This is a genomic window from Magnetospirillum fulvum, assembly GCF_900108475.1.
In the GTDB taxonomy this organism is placed as follows: Bacteria; Pseudomonadota; Alphaproteobacteria; order Rhodospirillales; family Magnetospirillaceae; genus Phaeospirillum; species Phaeospirillum fulvum_A.
The window spans coordinates 161,685-177,733 of record NZ_FNWO01000005.1 but is presented as its reverse complement, the minus strand read 5'-3'; the positions used below and the strand labels follow the sequence as shown (position 1 = coordinate 177,733).

Genomic DNA, 16,049 nt, shown 5'->3' with positions numbered 1-16,049 from the left:
GCACTCAGACCGCTTTCGCGTTGCCGCTCCACCGGGCCAGGGTGGCGGCCAGCACCGGGCGGCGGATCGGCTTGGACAGGTAATCGTCCATCCCGGCGGCAAGGCAGCGCTCGCGGTCGCCCTCCATCGCGTTGGCGGTCATCGCGATCACCGGCACCCGCGCCTGCGGGCCGTCGAGCGAGCGAATCAGTTTCGTCGCCTGATAGCCGTCCATGTCGGGCAATTGGACATCCATCAGCACCAGATCGAAGCCGCCGCGGACCACCATCGCGACTCCCTCGACCGCGTCCGCGGCGATCTCGACGCGGTGACCGAGCGAGGTGAGAAAGCCGCGCGCCACCTCCTGATTGATCCGGTTGTCCTCGATCAGCAGAATCCGCAAGGACGGCCCCGCCGCCGGGCGTGCCGCCGCTGTCGTTGCTGGCCCCGCATCGGCCGTCACGGTGGTCGCGGTCAGGTCACGGACCAGCCGCTGGACGTGGACCGGCTTTGCCGTGACGACGACATTGCCCAGCGTTTCGGCGATGGCGCGGGTCGGCGAATCCGACACGGGAAGCAACAGAACGCAGCGGGTGGCGGCAAAGGCCGGGTCGGCCTTCAGCATCACCAGCAGATCGGTTCCGGTGACGAACGGCATGTCGTGATCGACCACCAGCGCATCGAACGGCTTTCCTCCGCTATGGGCGGCCCGTGCCGCGGCGAGGGCTTCGGGGGCCGAGGCGGCGCGGGAGACGGTGGCCCCTTGCGCGGTCAGCTCGTCGGCCAGCAGGGCGGCGGCCAGGATGCCGTCATCGACCAACAGCAAGGACAGCCCGGCCAGCTTCCGTTCGAGCGGGGCGGGCGGTTCCGACCGCACCAGGGGGAGACGGATGCGGAAGGTGCTCCCCTTGCCCTCGGTGCTGGAAAAGCCGACATCGCCCCCCATCGCCTCGACCAGACGGCGCGAGATCGCCAACCCCAGGCCGGTGCCGCCGAACCGGCGCGAGGTCGAGGAATCCGCCTGGATGAATTTGTCGAACAGCCGGTCCTGCGCCGCCGCCGGGATGCCGATGCCGGTATCCTCGATCGCGAGAACAAGGGCCTCATCGACGAAATCGGCGTGCAGCCGCACCGTGCCGGTCTCGGTGAATTTGACCGCGTTACCAAGCAGGTTCAGCACGATCTGGCGGATGCGGACCTCATCGCCGACAAAGGTGGCGTCGGCTTCGGGGGCGATCGAGAACAGCAGATCGACCGGCTTGTCCTTCAGGCGCGGGCTGACGATGTCGATCGCACCTTCGACCATCGCGCGCAAGCGGAACGGCTGTTCGTCGATGTCGAAATGCCCGGCCTCGATCTTCGAGTAATCGAGAATATCGTTGATGATCGTCAGCAGGGATTCCGCCGAGGCGTAGATCGTGTCGGCCATCCGCCGCTGCGTCTCGGTCAGGGGGGTGTCGAGTATCAGGTCGGTCATTCCGACGATGCCGTTCATCGGGGTGCGGATTTCGTGGCTCATCGTCGCCAGGAATTCCGATTTGACCCGGGTTGCCGATTCCGCCTCGTCCTTGGCGGCGATCAGGGCGTCGCGGGCGCGGCGCAGGTCGGTGACGTCATTGATGCCGAGCAACAGTGCCTCGTCTCCGCCGATCTCGATCGTCCGTCCCGACACCATCCCCCAGAAGGTCGCGCCGTCATGGCGGCGGAACAGGATTTCGCGGTCGAGCGCGTGGTCGAGCGCGACGGCTTCGACCTCGTTCCACGAGGCGGCGTCGAGAAAGGTGGTGGCGGGAATGCCGCGCGGGTCGGACCCGGCTCCCAGCACCGCGTCCTGCATCAGCGGGTTGGCATAGATCACCGTTCCGTCGCGGCGCGACAGCAGCACGATCATCACCGGCATCGATTCGAGGATCAGGCGCAGGTGTTGTTCGCCTTCGCGGACGATCTGTTCGGCGGCTTTTTCTTCCTGAAGCCGAAGGATTTCGCGGGCGTGGCGGCGGAACACGTCGAGCGAGCGGGCCATGTCGCCGATTTCGTCCTTGCGGGTCAGCGCGGGGAGTTCGGCGACATCCTCGCCCCGTGCCAGCCGCAGCATCGCCGTGCTGACGTCGCAGATCGGATAGGTCAGGCTGCGGAAGGTGATGACGATGAAGCTGGCGAGGAACAGGAATGCGCCGAACAGCGCCACGGCGCCCTCCAGCGTGGCCTGCTGGATCGTGGCGTCGAGCGTATCGCGCGAATAAAAGATCTTCATCCGCCCGACCGGCATCGGTCCTTCGCTGGATTGGTGGATCACCGGCAGGCTGACCACCAATTCGGGATCGACGGGGCGGCCGTTATCGACAAAGCCGATCTGGTCGCCTTCGGTATCGTAGACAATGACGGCGACGATCTCGGGATCGGAGCGCAAGGCGTCGAGCTGGGCCGTCACCAGATCGTAATCGAAATCGTAAATCGGCCGCGACAGCGAGCGCGCGGTGAACAAAGCGGTACGGTTGATCTCGGTCGCCAGGGTCTTCAACCCGGCTTCGCGCATCTCCCACAACCCGGTCAGGCCGAGGACGGTGATCGCCAGAAAGGCCCCGCCGAGAACGGCAAGCAGCGCGATGCTGCCCAGCGGAAGAAGGCGCATCCCGGTTCTGTCTGGCGGAGTGGAAGACGGTGACTGCGTCATGTGACTCGCCTGGCGATTATCGGAGCCGATTTAGGATAGAATGCCACCGACCGGGACAGGGAGGAACCGCCATGAAGGGCTTGCTGCTTGCCGCGCTGATCCTGGCGTCGCTGCCCGTCCAGACGATGGCGGAATCCCGGACGGTCGAACTGGCCTCCGATCCCTGGTGCCCCCATACCTGCCCCGGCGATCCAGTGCATCCCGGCTATATGGTCGAGGTCGCCCGCCGCGCCTTTGCCCTGTCGGGGCTGACCGTGACCTATCGCGGGATGTCGTGGACCCGGGCGATGTCCGACACCCTTGAGGGCCGCCTCGACGGAATCGTCGGCACTCTGGCCAGCCGTGCCGCCGCGTTGGACCTGCCCCAGGAAGGATTTGGCCGCAATTATTATGCCTTTGCGGTTCGTCACGACGATCCGTGGACCCTGGGCGGGCTCGATTCGCTGGAAGAGCGGACCATCGGCGCGGTCCAGGGCTACAGCTACTCGCCCGCGCTCGATCCCTGGATGGCCACTCATCGCGATCAGATTCAGGCGCTGGGTGGGGAAAGCGCGCTCGACCGCAACCTGCGCAAGCTGGTGGCGGGGCGGATCGATACCGTGATCGAGGACGAAATCGTGCTGCTGTACCGGCTGAAGACCTGGCCCGACGCCAACCGAATCCGGGTGGCGGGGCGAATCGAGAGCGGTGCCCTCTATATCGCCTTCTCGCGGCGCAACGGGCGGGGCAAGGACTTGGCCCGTCTGTTCGATTCCGGGGTCCGCACCCTGCGCGCCACGGGGGAACTGGATCGAATTCTGGCGTGGTACGGGCTGCGCGACCGGGGGCGCTGACACGGTCAAACGAGGGATCGCTCCGGCTCGACCGGATCGGCGAAGCGGCTTCTGATGTCGAGGATCTCGGGCCACGCCGCCAGGAACACCTCGACACAGCGCGGATCGAAATGGAGTCCGATATTGTCGCTGACATAGAGTCTGGCCCGCTCCATCTCCCAGGCCGGTTTGTAGGGGCGGCGCGAGGTCAGGGCGTCGAACACGTCGGCGACGGCGACGATCCGGCCGGAAATCGGGATGTTTTCCCCCGCGATGCCATAGGGATAGCCGGTTCCATCGTACTTTTCGTGATGGGTGATCGCGATCTCGGCCCCCAATTGGATCAAGTGCGACGAACTGCCCGACAAGATGGCGTGGCCGATCACCGGGTGGCGGCGCATCACCTCCATTTCGGCATCGTCAAGCCGCCCCGGTTTCAGCAAGATCATGTCGGGGGTTCCCAGCTTGCCGACATCGTGCATCGGCGCGGCCTTGAAGATCAGTTGGCACAGATCGTCGGGCAGCCCTAATCCGCAGGCGATCAGCCGGGAATAATGCGCCATCCGGACGATGTGGCTGCCGGTCTCGGGATCGCGGAATTCGGCGGCTTTGGCAAGGCGGACGATCAATTCCTCTTCGCGCTCCAGTACCGCGCGGGTGGCGTGGCGGACCTCCTCGGCCAGCCAGCGGTTCTGGTCGCGCAGCCGCAGGTGGTTGCGGCGGAGCGCCAGCAGGTTGGTGACCCTCACCCGCATCTCGCTGGGATCGACCGGCTTGGTCAGGAAATCGGTCACCCCCAGTTCCAGCGCGGTCTGGCGGACGAAGCGGTCGGCGGCGGCGGTGATCATCACGATCGGCACGTCGCGCGCCCCCGGCATCGCCCGCATCCGCCGGACATATTCGTGTCCGTCGATTCCCGGCATCATGTAATCGAGCAGGACGAGGTCGGCCATCTGCCGCGAACAATCGACCAGAGCCGTCAGCGGATCGGGATAGCAGGCGATCGTGACCTCGGCATCGACGCGGCGCACGATCTGCTCGAACAGCATCAGGTTGGTATCATTGTCGTCAACGATATGGACCAGCATTGCGGCGACCTTCTAGGCTCTTAAGGGGCGTGTTGGACGGTTTCGGTCGCCGCGCGGGCCAGCATCGCCAACAGGTCTCCGGTTTCGCCATCGTCGCGGGCGGCGTGTTCGAGACGGCCCGAGGCCTCGGCAAGGCGGAGATAGCCCAGGTTGGCAGCAGCCCCTTTCAGGGAATGGGTGGTGTTGACGATCGCCTCGCGGTCACCCGACGCCACGGCGAGGTCGATATCGTGCAGCCGGGCTTCGATCCCGGCCCGGAACGTGGCAAGCAGCGAGGCGAACGAATCCGCCCCCAGCGCCTCGGCCAGATCGGCCTGGGCCGCGCTGTCGATCAGCGGGGGGGTATTGGCGGCGGCGGGGTGGGAACGGGAGTGGAGGGACTGGGGCGGGATCTGGGTGTGGCGACGGTCGCGCTCCCCCGCCAGCCGGGCCATCCAGCGGTCGAGGCATTGTTCCAGCCGACGGCGGTCGATCGGCTTTGAGATGTAATCGTCCATCCCCCCGGTCAGGCACAGATCGCGGTCGCCGCTCATCGCATTGGCGGTCATCGCGATGATGACGATGTCGGATTTCGGCGGGGGCAGCGCCCGGATCAGCCGGGTCGCCTCCAACCCATCGACCTGGGGCATCTGCATGTCCATCAAGACCAGATCGTAATCGCCCCGGCTCACCCGCTCGATCGCTTCGCCCCCGTCGTCGGCGACGTCGGCACGGTGGCCCAGCTTGGCCAGCAGCCCGACCGCAACCTGCTGGTTGATCGCGTTATCCTCGGCCACCAGCACCTTGAGCGAGCGGAGCGGACGGGGCGGTTCGGTCACGGCGGCGCTGATCGGGTCCGGTCCGGCCCGGCCGCGTCCCAGCAGAGTCATCAGGCTGTCGAGCAGCGCGCTTTGGCGGATCGGCTTCACCAGAATCTGGTCGAGGGCCAGCGGCGCGGCTTTGTCTTGGAGCGTGCCGAGATCGGCCGACGAGGCCAGCATGATCGGCAGCCCAACCGTGGTCGGATCGGCCCGGAGCACCGCCGCCAGATCAAGCCCGGTCATCCCCGGCATCTGATGGTCGAGGATCACGGTCTGGAACGGCTGGCCGCGTGCCGTCGCGGCACGGATGTCGGTCAGCCCGGCGGCGGCGCTGTCGGCCAGGGTCACCGCCGCGCCCCAGGCACGCAATTGGTGGGTGAAGATCTCGCGGTTGGTGAGGTTGTCATCGACCACCAGGATGCGGGCGTCGCGCAGCGGGTTGTCGGGAAAATCCTCGGACGGGGTTTCGTCGGTGCGGTCGAGCGGGAGGGTGAACCAGAAGGTGCTGCCGCTTCCTTCGATGCTGTCAAAGCCGATTCGACCGCCCATCAGGGCGAGCAGGCGGTGGCAGATCGCCAGCCCCAGGCCGCTGCCGCCAAAGCGCCGCGCCGTCGAGGCATCGGCCTGCGAGAACATTTCGAACAGGCGGTCGCGGGCGGCGGCGGGGATGCCGATGCCGGTATCTTGGACCGACACGCGCAGGGTCACCCGGTCCGGCCCGTCCTCGGTCACGGCGACCAGAATCGCCACCGTGCCGCGTTCGGTGAATTTGATCGCGTTGCCGACGAGGTTCAGCAGGATCTGGCGCAATCGTCCGGTGTCGCCTCGGAACACCCCGCGCGTTTCGACCGGCACCAGATAGCTGAGTTCGATGTCGCGGCCGCGCAGTCGTGGCGACAGGATATCGACGACCCCTTCGATCAGCGGGCGGATTTCGAACGAGCTTTGTTCCAGCTCCAGCCGTCCGGCCTCCATCTTCGAAACGTCGAGGATATCGTTGATGATGTGGAGCAGCGCCTCGGCCGATGCCCGCACGGTGTTGGCGAAATGCTGCTGATCGAGGGTGAGGTTGGTGTCGAGCAACAGGCTGGTCATCCCGATGATGCCGTTCATCGGGGTGCGGATTTCGTGGCTCATCGTCGCCAGGAATTCCGATTTGGCGCGGTTGGCGGCCTCGGCCCGCTCGACCGCCATCTCCATCGCCTTTTCCATCTGTTTCAAGGGGGTGATGTCGGTGCGGATCGCGATGAACTGGAACGGACGGCCGCCTTCGTCGAGGATCGGGACGATCGTCGCCGCCACCCAATAAGCCGCGCCGCTTTTCGAGCGGTTGCAGAATTCGCCGTGCCAGACCCGGCCCGCATTGATCGTCCGCCACATCTCGGCGTAGAAGTCGCAACTGTGCAGGCCGGATTTGACGACCCGGTGAGTCTGTCCGATCAGTTCGTCGGAGGTGTAGCCGCTGATCTCGCAAAATCGGTCGTTGGCATAAAGGATGTTGCCTCGCGAATCCGTGATGCTGACGATTGCGTGCTGGTCCAGCGCGAATTTCTGCTGGACCAATTCGCGCTGGACCGCGGTACGGTCGCGCACCAACCGGGCGATCAGGGCGCTCATCTCTTCGAGGTCGAGATTCTCGGCGGCAAAGCGAGGCTGCCCCTGCGATTCGAGGATTTCTCCCGCGCTTTGGCGCAATTGGGCGATCACCCGCAGCTTGGCGGCGGATTCGTCCGCAAGCTTCGCGGAGGCTCTCCCCAAGTCTTCGCAGCCGTTGCGGACGTCGCGGTCGCGCCGGGCCAGGGCGGCCTCGGAATGGCGATAGGTTTCCTGGGTGCTGGCCAATAACGGTTCGAGCCCGCCCAGCAGGGTTGCCACCGCCGGAGGCAGGGTCGCGGGATCGACCGCGCGCGCCGTCTCTAAAACGGCCAGCGCTTCCGCTTCGGACTCGACCCCAAACGCCGTTTGCATTTGTGTCAGCAGAACAGGGTGCATGTCATCCCCATCGCGCCGTTTTCCCCTCGGTCCGAACCGATCCGATGACGATACGGCCCGTCCTCGCCGCAAGCCATGGAAATCGCGGCGGGGACTTCTCTTCTAAGGCGAACCCGACCGGAGCGACGGGGGGCGGCCGGGTTGCGAATCCGTCTCCTCGTCTCTTCCCCGCCGACCGACAGGGTCCGCCACCCTCGCTCATGCCCGTTGAATCGAAGCGAGAAAGCCTTCGACGGCGTGGCCCAGGGATTCCGACACCTGGGTCAGGCGTTGGGAGGATTGGCGGACCTGGGTCGCGCCCGCCCCGTTGCGGCTGGCGGCGTCTTGGATTCCGTTGATGTTGGCCGACACTTCTCCGGTGCCGACGGCGGCCTGTTCGATGTTGCGGGCGATTTCGTGGGTCGCGGCGTTCTGCTCCTCGACGGCGGCGGCGATCTGGCTGGCGACATGCTCCATGCCGCGAATGCTGGCGATGACGTCGTCGAGCGCTGCGACGACGTCGCCGGTCTGGGACTGGACCGCCTCGACCTGACGGGTGATGTCCTCGGTGGCGCGCCCGGTCTGGTTGGCCAGGGTCTTGACCTCGCCCGCGACAACGGCAAAGCCCTTGCCCGCCTCACCGGCCCTGGCCGCTTCGATGGTGGCGTTCAGCGCCAGCAGGTTGGTTTGCGAGGCGATGTCGGTAATCAGGCCGACAACCGCCGAAATGTCGGTGGCGGCTTTCGACAACACCCGCACCGACGCCGAGGCGCGGTCGGCGGCCTGGACCGCCTGGGCCGAGGATTCGATCGAATGGGTGACTTGGCGCGAGATTTCCGAGATCGAGGAGGACAATTCCTCGACGGCGGCGGCGACGGTATCGACGTTGACTGCCGCTTCGTTGGCGGCGGCGGCGACGGTTGCCGCCCGCGATCCGGTGTCCTGAGCGTCGCGTTCCAGCGCGGTCGAGGTCTGGCCCAGTTCGCCCGAGGCGGAGGACACGTCTTGAAGCGTGGCCTTGGCGGTGCGGTCGAACGCGGCGACCAGATCGCCCATCAGCGCGGCGCGGCGAATTTTTTCCTCGGCCGCGCGCGCGGCGGCTGCCTCCAACTCGCGATTGGTCCGCAACCGGTCGCGCAGGGTCAGCAGGGCGACGGCGACCTCGCCCAGTTCGTCCTTGCGCCCGGTTCCGGCGATGGAAATGTCGAGATCGCCCCGGGCCAGAGCATCGACTTCATCGACGCAGCGGCGCAACGGCCGCGACACCCCGCGTTGGGCGATCAGCGCGCACAGGGCGATCCCGAGGATCAGGACGACCGCCGACGAGCCCATCAGCAAAACGGTACGGACCTGGGCCATCTCCTCGGCCTGGCGGGTCGTCTGGGCCTGTCGTTCCTCCTCGCGGCGGAAGACGACGCGAACCGCCTCGCGCGCCTCGGCGGCGTCGCGGGCGCTGGCCTGGGCCACCGCCGCCAGATTCGGTGCGCCGCTACGGGCAGCGGTCAGCACTGTTGCGGCCGAGCGTTCGAACGCTTCTTCCTTGGCGTCGATCGCGTCGATCATAGCCCGACTGTCGGCCTCGCGGTTGGTTTCCCGGATCTTGGCCAGACGCTGGTGGAACAGGTCGCGTTCGGTCTTCAGCGCCGCCTCGGCATCCCGGATCGAGGTCGGGGTGGGGTCGATCACGGCCAGGGCCAGAATCGCGTTCATCGCCTGGACATTGGTGTTGAGACGGGCGGCCAGCAACGTCGATTGTCCGCTTTGGGCGACGAGGTCCATTTCGTCGCCGAGGCTTCGGAACGAGAGGATGGAGAAGGCCGACAGCCCGACGATGGCAAGGCCGAGAACGGCGACGATCACGAGTATCTTATGGAATACCCGAAAGTTCTCCAGCATGTGAGGTCTCCCCGAGAGAAAAACCGCTGTTGCGCGCCGCATCAGTATTGTTGTTGGTTGGGCGCCCAGGTTCAATTGCCGCACCCCAAAGGTATAGGCAATATCGCCTATAAGTGCAAGCAGTACGGACAGGCGACGCCACGCCGTTGCCATGGCGTGGCGTCGGGCGAGGGCGCTGTAAACAGAATATAAACAAAAGGCAGCGGGGGATCGCGGCAAAGGGCGGGGATGATGCTCTTTACTTTTTAGCCAAAGTGTTTAACTCTAAAGACATAGATGTTTGGGTCGGCGGCGGCGAGGGAGCGGCTTTGGGCCGGTTGTTATCCGCGCTCCAAGCGTTTGGGGCGGGGCCGGGGGCGTCCACCATTCCTCATTTATTCCAGCCAGTTTGTTTGCGAACAAACTTCAATAAAATTCCATTTATCTGGTCTGATCTGTCCGCTGCCGCGATTAATCCTGACCTTATGGCAACAATCGGGATAATCCCCCTTATGCAACCGCTGGGGTATCCGTCAAAGCTTGACACGAGTTTAGTATTATATCGAGATGCATTTCATAGAAGCTTCACTCCGAAGCCTGCTCTAAGGCGGGCAGGAAGGGAGAGCATTATGGGAATTGGTGTCCGTCTGACGATGATCGTTGTCGCGACGGTGGTCGGAATGGTTGTCATTGCCGCTCTGGGGCTGGTCAATGCCCGCGACAGTCTGATGGAAGAGCGCCGGATCAAGACCCGCGAGGTGGTCGAACTGGCGACAAGCATCGCCGCCGCCGCCGAGGCTCGGGTTCGTTCGGGCGAACTGACCGCCGAGGCGGCCAAGACCCAGGCGTTGGACCGCATTCGCGAGATGCGCTATGCCGGGGACAATTATTTTTGGATCAACGATCTCGACGGCGTGCTGTTGATGCACCCGCACCGGGCCAAGGCGATCGGCACCTCGGTGCTGGGGCTGAAGGACGCGGCGGGGCAGTTGATGTATGTCTCGTTTCTTGACGTCGCCCGCCGCAACGGCGGCGGCTTTGTCGAATATCTCGGACGCCGCCCCGGCACCGACATCAATGCCGCCAAGCTGTCTTATGTCCAGACCTTCAAGCCGTGGGGCTGGGTGATCGGCACCGGCATCTATATCGACGATGTCGAGGCGGAATTCCGCGCCCGCTCGCTGGTCGTCGGCGGGCTGGTCGGGGGCGTCGTGCTGCTGATCGCGCTGGGGGCCATCGTCGTTGCCCGCGGCATCATCCGCCCCTTGCGCCACTTGGCCAGCGGGATGGAGAGTGTTGCTGCGGGCGACCATCAGATCGTGATCGGTCACGAGCGCGACCGTAGCGAAATCGGCCATCTCGCCCGCGCTTTGGCCTCGTTCCGCGATTCCCTGGCCGAAATGAGCCGGTTGCGGGACGACAATGACCGCGCGGCTCACGATGCTCAATCCGCCCGCCGTGCTGCCGTGCTCGGCATCGCCGACGATCTCGAATCTGCGGTCGGGGGGGTGATCGGGCGGCTATCCGGTCAGGCCGGCGAGATGGAAACCACTGCCGAGGCGCTGGCGGTCACCGCGCAGAAAAGCGCCAGCCGCGCCGCCGACGTCGCCCAGGCGGCCGAGGATTCATCGGTGTCGGTGGGGGCTGTGGCGGCCTCGGCCGAGCAATTGTCGGCCTCGATCGGCGAGATCGGCCGTCAGGTGACCCGTGCGACCGACGTGTCGGGCCAGGCGGTCGATGAGGCCCGTACCAGCAGCGATCTCGTTGCCGGTCTGTCCGGTTCGGTCGATCGGATCGGCACCGTCGTCAGCCTGATCAACGACATTGCCGCCCAGACCAATCTGTTGGCGCTGAATGCGACGATTGAGGCGGCCCGCGCTGGCGAAGCGGGCAAGGGCTTTGCCGTCGTCGCGGGCGAGGTCAAGCAGCTTGCCACCCAGACCGCCAAGGCCACCGAAGAAATTTCCGGCCAGATTGCGACGATCCAGGCCGAGGCCAAACACGCCGCCGCCTCGATCCAGACGATCCTGGGGACGATCGATTCGGTCAACGATATCGCGACGGCGATCGCCGCCGCGGTCGAGCAGCAAGGCGCCGCCGCCGCTGAAATCGCCCGGGCGGTTCAGACCGCCTCGCGCAGCACCGAGGCGGTGACCGCCAATGTCGTTAACCTGCGCCACGATGCCGAGGAAACCGACCAAGCCGCCGCCGCTTTGCGCGGTGGGGCCGGTCGCGTCACCGTCGAGGCGGCCGGGTTGAATCAAGCCGTCGGCGCGTTGCTGGCCCGCATCCGGGAATAGGGCGCAGGTCGGGCACCCTTGGCCCCGACAAGGCCAAGGACACCTACACTTGCGTTCCCGACTGCCGGGGTCCGGTCGCTATTTCGCGGCCGGGATCACCCCGCAGGCGAGGCGGGCTCCGCCGCCGCCCAGCGGCAGAGGCTGATCGCCATAATTGTCGCCGCCGACATGGATCATCAGGGAATGTCCGGGCAGGTCGGCCAGGGTCAGATGCGGGGCCAGTAACGGAGCTCCAGCGGTGCCATCCTCGGCGACGATCAGCGCGGGCAGGTCGCCGCGATGGCCCGATCCGTGCGGACCCTGATGGGCTCCGGTCCGGTCGGGGTCGTAATGTCCTCCCGCGGTATGAGCCGGAATGGTCTTGCCATCGACCTCGCGGGCGGCGCAGGAGGGGAATTCGTGCAGGTGGAAGCCGTGCGGTCCGGGCGGCAAGCCGAGCAGGCGGGGAACCAGCACCAATCCGCCGGGGCCATCGCTGGCCACAATCACGCCCACCGGCGCGCCCGCTCCGGCGGGATTGACCCGGTTGATCGGGATGCTGAGGCTGTCGGCGAAGGCGGTTCCGGCGGCAAGGCAGAGTCCGAAGGCAACGGCTGCGGAAGCGGATCTGGTCATGGCAATGATCTCCGCGAGGCCCGCAAAGCGGGCGGTCCTTCACAGGTGTAGACCTGCCATCCCCGTTTCAATCCGCATTTTCCCCTCGGGTTGGTTTCGGGTAGGATGCCGCCTTCTGTCAAAAGTATTGACCGGCTCATGTCAAGGGAACACGCGATGACCACCAAAGAGAATCTTGCCGAGGCGTTTGCGGGCGAAAGCCAGGCCAACCGCAAATATCTCGCTTATGGCGAAGCGGCGGCGAAGGATGGCTTTCCCCATGTGGCGAAGCTGTTCCGTGCCGTCGCGGCGGCCGAGACCGTTCACGCCCTGGCTCATTTCCGCGCGATGGGCGGGGTCGGCGGCACCGTCGAGAATCTGACGGCGGCGATCGAGGGCGAAAAGCACGAGTTCGAGGAGATGTATCCCGGCTTCGTCGCCACTGCCGAAGCCGAAGGGGCCAAGGCGGCGACGATCTCGCTGAAAAACGCGATGGCGGTCGAAAAGATCCATCACGGTCTGTTCACTGCGGCGCTGGACGCGGTTGTTGCCGGGGCGGACCTCGCCGACGCCAAAATCTCGGTCTGCGCCCTGTGCGGCCATACCGTGATCGGCGACGTTCCCGATCACTGTCCGGTCTGCAACGCTCGCGCCGAGAAGTATTCCGAAATCGTCTGACCGGCCGAAACGGATCGGTTCCGATCCGTGCGGATTGGAATAAGGAGGGGGGTCAGCCGGATCTGGCCCCCCGCCGCCAATAGCGGGTCAGAGTCGTCTGATCCGCCGCGAACAGATTGCGGTCGCATTTCTCGATTCCGGCAACCTGACGGGTGCGGGTCTTGAACGGCCCGCCGCTGGTGCCGTCGCCCGCATATTGCCACAGCCGCCAGCCCCGGCCGACCCAGGCGGTCGGCAATTCCGGCTGGGCCCGGTAATCGGCCAGCCACAGATCGCAGGCGGCCAGCATCGAGCCGGGGCGGATCGCGCCGCCCAGGGTACGGCCCCGGCCTCCCATCGCCTCGCCATCGGCCCAGGCGGGATGGACGTAGAGCAAAGGCAACCGCCCGGTCGCCATCAAGATGGCGCGGACGAAATCCTCGGCGCGGACGATATCCATCGAATTGGCCTGATTGCGCTCGTTCAGTTCGAGGTCGAGCGCCAGCAGGGTGTCGGACGAGGGCTGGGCCGCCGCCAGGAACGACCGGGCCTGTTCGGCGCCGGGACGCTCAAAGGTGCCGAAATGATAGGCTCCCCACAGCAATCCGGCGGCTTCGCAGGCGGCGCGGCGCTCGGTGTAAAGCGGGTCGATCCAGTCATAGCCTTCGCTGGCCTTGTGGATCACCCCCAGGATATTGCTGCCAGCCCGTGCCCGCGCGATGTCGCCGACCCGATTGAAATGGCTGATGTCGATCACCGCGTCGAGCCCGATCCGCGACGGATCATCGACACCGCCGGGAACCGCCGAGGGCCGCCTCGAGGGCGGGGTCAGCAGCACCAGATCGTCGCCGGGCAGGGCGGCGGTGGCGGTCGTGGCGGAAGAGGGCGGCGCCGGGCGGCGCGCCAGTTGCGGCGGCGCGGCGCATCCCCCCACCGTGGCCGCCAGACCCATCATCGCCATTCGGCGAGAAACGCTCATGCCGCGCCGTCCTCCCTATCCTGGTGCAAGCCCGCGGGAAAGTCGTCGCTTCGGCAGCGAGAGGCAAGTCTAAAGCGCATGTTATTCCGGCAGACCCCGGTCCCGACGCGCACGGGGCGGCGGAACCGGGGCTGGGAGCGGGGGATCAATGCGACGGTTGGGATTCGAGAATGAAGCGGCGGTTGATCGGCTGGACCGGCCGCGCATTGTGGGGGAACAGCTTGGCAAAGGTGTCGATCTGCGGCAGCGAGATCGTCACCGGCTGCTTGAACACCACCCAATGGACGATTTCCGTGCAGGGCGGGGTGGTCAGCGAGCCCTCATAGCGGTAATAGGCGCGCTGGGCCGGCAGCAGGGCGGTCGGATCGACCAGAGTAAGCGGCGCTTCCTTGACCGGACCGGCGGCGGTCGGCGCGATATTCCACACCGCCTGGACCACCGGGTTGGCTTCGCCCGCGACCAGGGCCACCCCCAGCACCGTCAGCTTGCCGGATTGGGCGCCCTTGTGGACGAGATGAAGCTCGAGCGGCGCGGGCTTTCCGTTGAAGGTGTGTTCGCTGGGGGTGTGGAAATGGTACTGGAGCAGGTCGTAACGCTCGCCTTCGAAGGTGATGTAATTGCCGGGGGGCAGGTTGACCTGGATGGTATGGCCGTTATTGACGATGGCCAGAGGCAACGGGTGGTAATGGATTTCGATCGGGGCCAGTTGAGCCGGACGGGCGTCGCGCAGATCGATCGGCGACTGGTCCTTGCCGACGCCGCAGGCTTCGTAGCTGTTGGAAAGCTGGCCCCATTCGGCCGGGTTGCCATGGCCTTCATAGCTCCAATGCGGGGCGGCGTGATCGTCGGCGATGGCGCGTCCGGCGAACAGACCGGCGGCGACGGCCATGGCCGTCAGGGAAAGGCGGTTGAGCTTCATAAGACCTCCAGGGGGATGGGAGAGCTTGCCCGGGTCGGGTTGGATTTGCCAACCCTATCCCAAACGTCATGGATCGTCGATCTTTACGTGGTTTTCCTTATAAGGGACGGCGCGGGTCATGTCGGGTCGGGGAAAAAGAATGTGCCGCTCCGGCCCGGCTCGGGCGATGATGCGGCCATCGCCCCTTTCTGCCACGGGACATGCTGATGAGGCCTCACGTCAAGATCGCCACCCCCTGCTATGGCGGGCTGGTTACTCAGCTTTATATGTTGTCGGTGATCCGCCTGCTGCGCGAGGGGCCGGAGCTTGGCTTCGACGTCAGCCTGTCGCTGCTGGGCGGCGACGCGCTGGTGTCGCGGGCGCGGGCGACCCTGGTGGCGGCGTTCATGGATGCGCCCGAGGCCACCCACCTGCTGTTCGTCGATGCCGACATCTCGTTCGAGCCCGATCAGGTCCGCCGTCTGCTCGATGCCGACAAGGAGTTCTGCGGCGCGTTTTATCCGGTCAAGACGGTCGATTGGGCGCAGGTGCCACGGCGCTGCGTCGAAGGCGGCGAGCCGTTGCAGACGGCGGGGCTGTCTTATGTCGGCACCCTGTGCCAGGGCGAGGATTTGCGCCGCGACGGCCGCTTTGCCACCGCGATCTATGCCGGGGGCGGCTTCCAGATGGTCCGCCGTGGCGCGCTTGAGCGGATGTTCGCCGCCTATCCCGCCACCCGTTTCCGCGCCACCCACACCTATCCGGCTCCGGCGACGGCCAGTCCCCACCTCTACGCCTTGTTCGAAAGCCTGATCGACCCCGACACCGGGGCCTATATCAGCGAGGATTATGCCTTCTGTCGCCGCTGGCGCGATCTGGGCGGCGAGATCTGGCTCGATCTCGACAGCCGCCTGACCCACACCGGGCCGCAAAGTTTCGCGGGCGATTTCGCCGTCCGCGCCGCCGCGACCCTGCCGTCTGCGGGGTAAGGAGCCGCAGCCCTCAGACCGAGCGGAGATGGGCCAGCAGGGCGCGGATCTGGTCGAGGCGTTCGACGATGGCGACGATGCCCAGGGTTTCCTCGACCTTGGCGCGTTCGGCCATCAGGCGCAGACGTTCGTCGCCGTCGGCTTTGTGCCAGAGCTGGTTCATCTGCTCTTCATATTCGGCGAAGGCGTGGAGAGCCTCGTCAAGGCGGCAATCGAGCGAGTCCTTCTCCGCCAACAAGGCATCGACCGACGCCAGGATGTCAGGCGTACTCATCGCGCGCGGCCCGTTCCGGTGAACCGGACGCGGTCGGTGGCGGCGGACACGAATCGCAGCAATTCGACGTGCATGGGTCTCCCTTTCGTCGCTAAGTCTCGCCCGCGCCGGGCCAGAGAACCGTACCGCCCGGCGCGAAAGACTGCCAACAAAAAGAAC

General features: G+C 65.9%; 12 protein-coding genes. 4 read left to right on the top strand and 8 right to left on the bottom strand.

Annotated elements, in window-relative coordinates:
* Positions 1–4: 4 nt before the first annotated feature.
* Entirely contained in the window at positions 5–2,611 is a 2,607-nt protein-coding gene (locus BLW40_RS07715) for a response regulator (RefSeq protein WP_074767176.1), read from the bottom strand.
* Between the two features lie 113 nt (positions 2,612–2,724).
* Here BLW40_RS07715 and BLW40_RS07710 point away from each other — a divergent pair, with 113 nt between their 5' ends.
* A complete protein-coding gene (locus BLW40_RS07710) occupies positions 2,725–3,486 on the top strand; it encodes a substrate-binding periplasmic protein (protein WP_074767173.1) in 762 nt (253 codons plus the stop codon).
* A gap of 5 nt (positions 3,487–3,491) precedes the next feature.
* Here the strand turns inward: BLW40_RS07710 and BLW40_RS07705 are convergent, their stop codons facing one another.
* The 3 genes from BLW40_RS07705 to BLW40_RS07695 all read right to left on the bottom strand — a co-directional run bounded on the left by BLW40_RS07705 (position 3,492) and on the right by BLW40_RS07695 (position 9,220).
* A complete protein-coding gene (locus tag BLW40_RS07705) occupies positions 3,492–4,553 on the bottom strand; it encodes an HD domain-containing phosphohydrolase (protein ID WP_074767170.1) in 1,062 nt (353 codons plus the stop codon).
* A 20-nt stretch (positions 4,554–4,573) separates the two neighbouring features.
* Positions 4,574–7,345 (bottom strand): hybrid sensor histidine kinase/response regulator, encoded by a 2,772-nt coding sequence (locus BLW40_RS07700; protein ID WP_074767169.1) that lies wholly within the window; start codon positions 7,343–7,345, stop codon positions 4,574–4,576.
* 198 nt (positions 7,346–7,543) lie between these two features.
* Positions 7,544–9,220, bottom strand: coding sequence for a methyl-accepting chemotaxis protein (locus BLW40_RS07695; RefSeq protein WP_074767168.1), 1,677 nt, complete (start codon positions 9,218–9,220; stop codon positions 7,544–7,546).
* 608 nt (positions 9,221–9,828) lie between these two features.
* Here BLW40_RS07695 and BLW40_RS07690 point away from each other — a divergent pair.
* Positions 9,829–11,499 carry a methyl-accepting chemotaxis protein gene (locus BLW40_RS07690; RefSeq protein WP_074767167.1) on the top strand — a complete coding sequence of 557 codons (1,671 nt, stop codon included), beginning with the start codon at positions 9,829–9,831 and terminating at the stop codon, positions 11,497–11,499.
* A gap of 78 nt (positions 11,500–11,577) precedes the next feature.
* Here the strand turns inward: BLW40_RS07690 and sodC are convergent, their stop codons facing one another.
* Entirely contained in the window at positions 11,578–12,114 is a 537-nt protein-coding gene (gene sodC, locus BLW40_RS07685; protein ID WP_074767162.1) for a superoxide dismutase family protein, read from the bottom strand.
* A gap of 156 nt (positions 12,115–12,270) precedes the next feature.
* On the opposite strand from sodC, the gene BLW40_RS07680 reads away from it, so the two are divergent.
* Entirely contained in the window at positions 12,271–12,771 is a 501-nt protein-coding gene (locus tag BLW40_RS07680; protein ID WP_074767160.1) for a rubrerythrin family protein, read from the top strand.
* 52 nt (positions 12,772–12,823) lie between these two features.
* Here the strand turns inward: BLW40_RS07680 and BLW40_RS07675 are convergent, their stop codons facing one another.
* Together BLW40_RS07675 and BLW40_RS07670 are read right to left on the bottom strand one after the other, a co-directional pair.
* Positions 12,824–13,729, bottom strand: a complete 906-nt coding sequence (locus BLW40_RS07675; RefSeq protein WP_074767157.1) for a glycoside hydrolase family 25 protein — start codon at positions 13,727–13,729, stop codon at positions 12,824–12,826.
* Positions 13,730–13,874: 145 nt separating this feature from the next.
* Positions 13,875–14,648, bottom strand: coding sequence for a carbonic anhydrase (locus BLW40_RS07670; RefSeq protein WP_074767155.1), 774 nt, complete (start codon positions 14,646–14,648; stop codon positions 13,875–13,877).
* 206 nt (positions 14,649–14,854) lie between these two features.
* Here BLW40_RS07670 and BLW40_RS07665 point away from each other — a divergent pair, with 206 nt between their 5' ends.
* Positions 14,855–15,616: a hypothetical protein gene (locus BLW40_RS07665; RefSeq protein ID WP_083386696.1), complete on the top strand. Its 762-nt coding sequence runs from the start codon at positions 14,855–14,857 to the stop codon at positions 15,614–15,616.
* A 13-nt stretch (positions 15,617–15,629) separates the two neighbouring features.
* Here the strand turns inward: BLW40_RS07665 and BLW40_RS07660 are convergent, their stop codons facing one another.
* The gene (locus BLW40_RS07660; RefSeq protein ID WP_074767153.1) at positions 15,630–15,890 is read right to left on the bottom strand and encodes a hypothetical protein; all 261 of its coding nucleotides are present in this window, start codon (positions 15,888–15,890) and stop codon (positions 15,630–15,632) included.
* Positions 15,891–16,049: the final 159 nt, after the last annotated feature.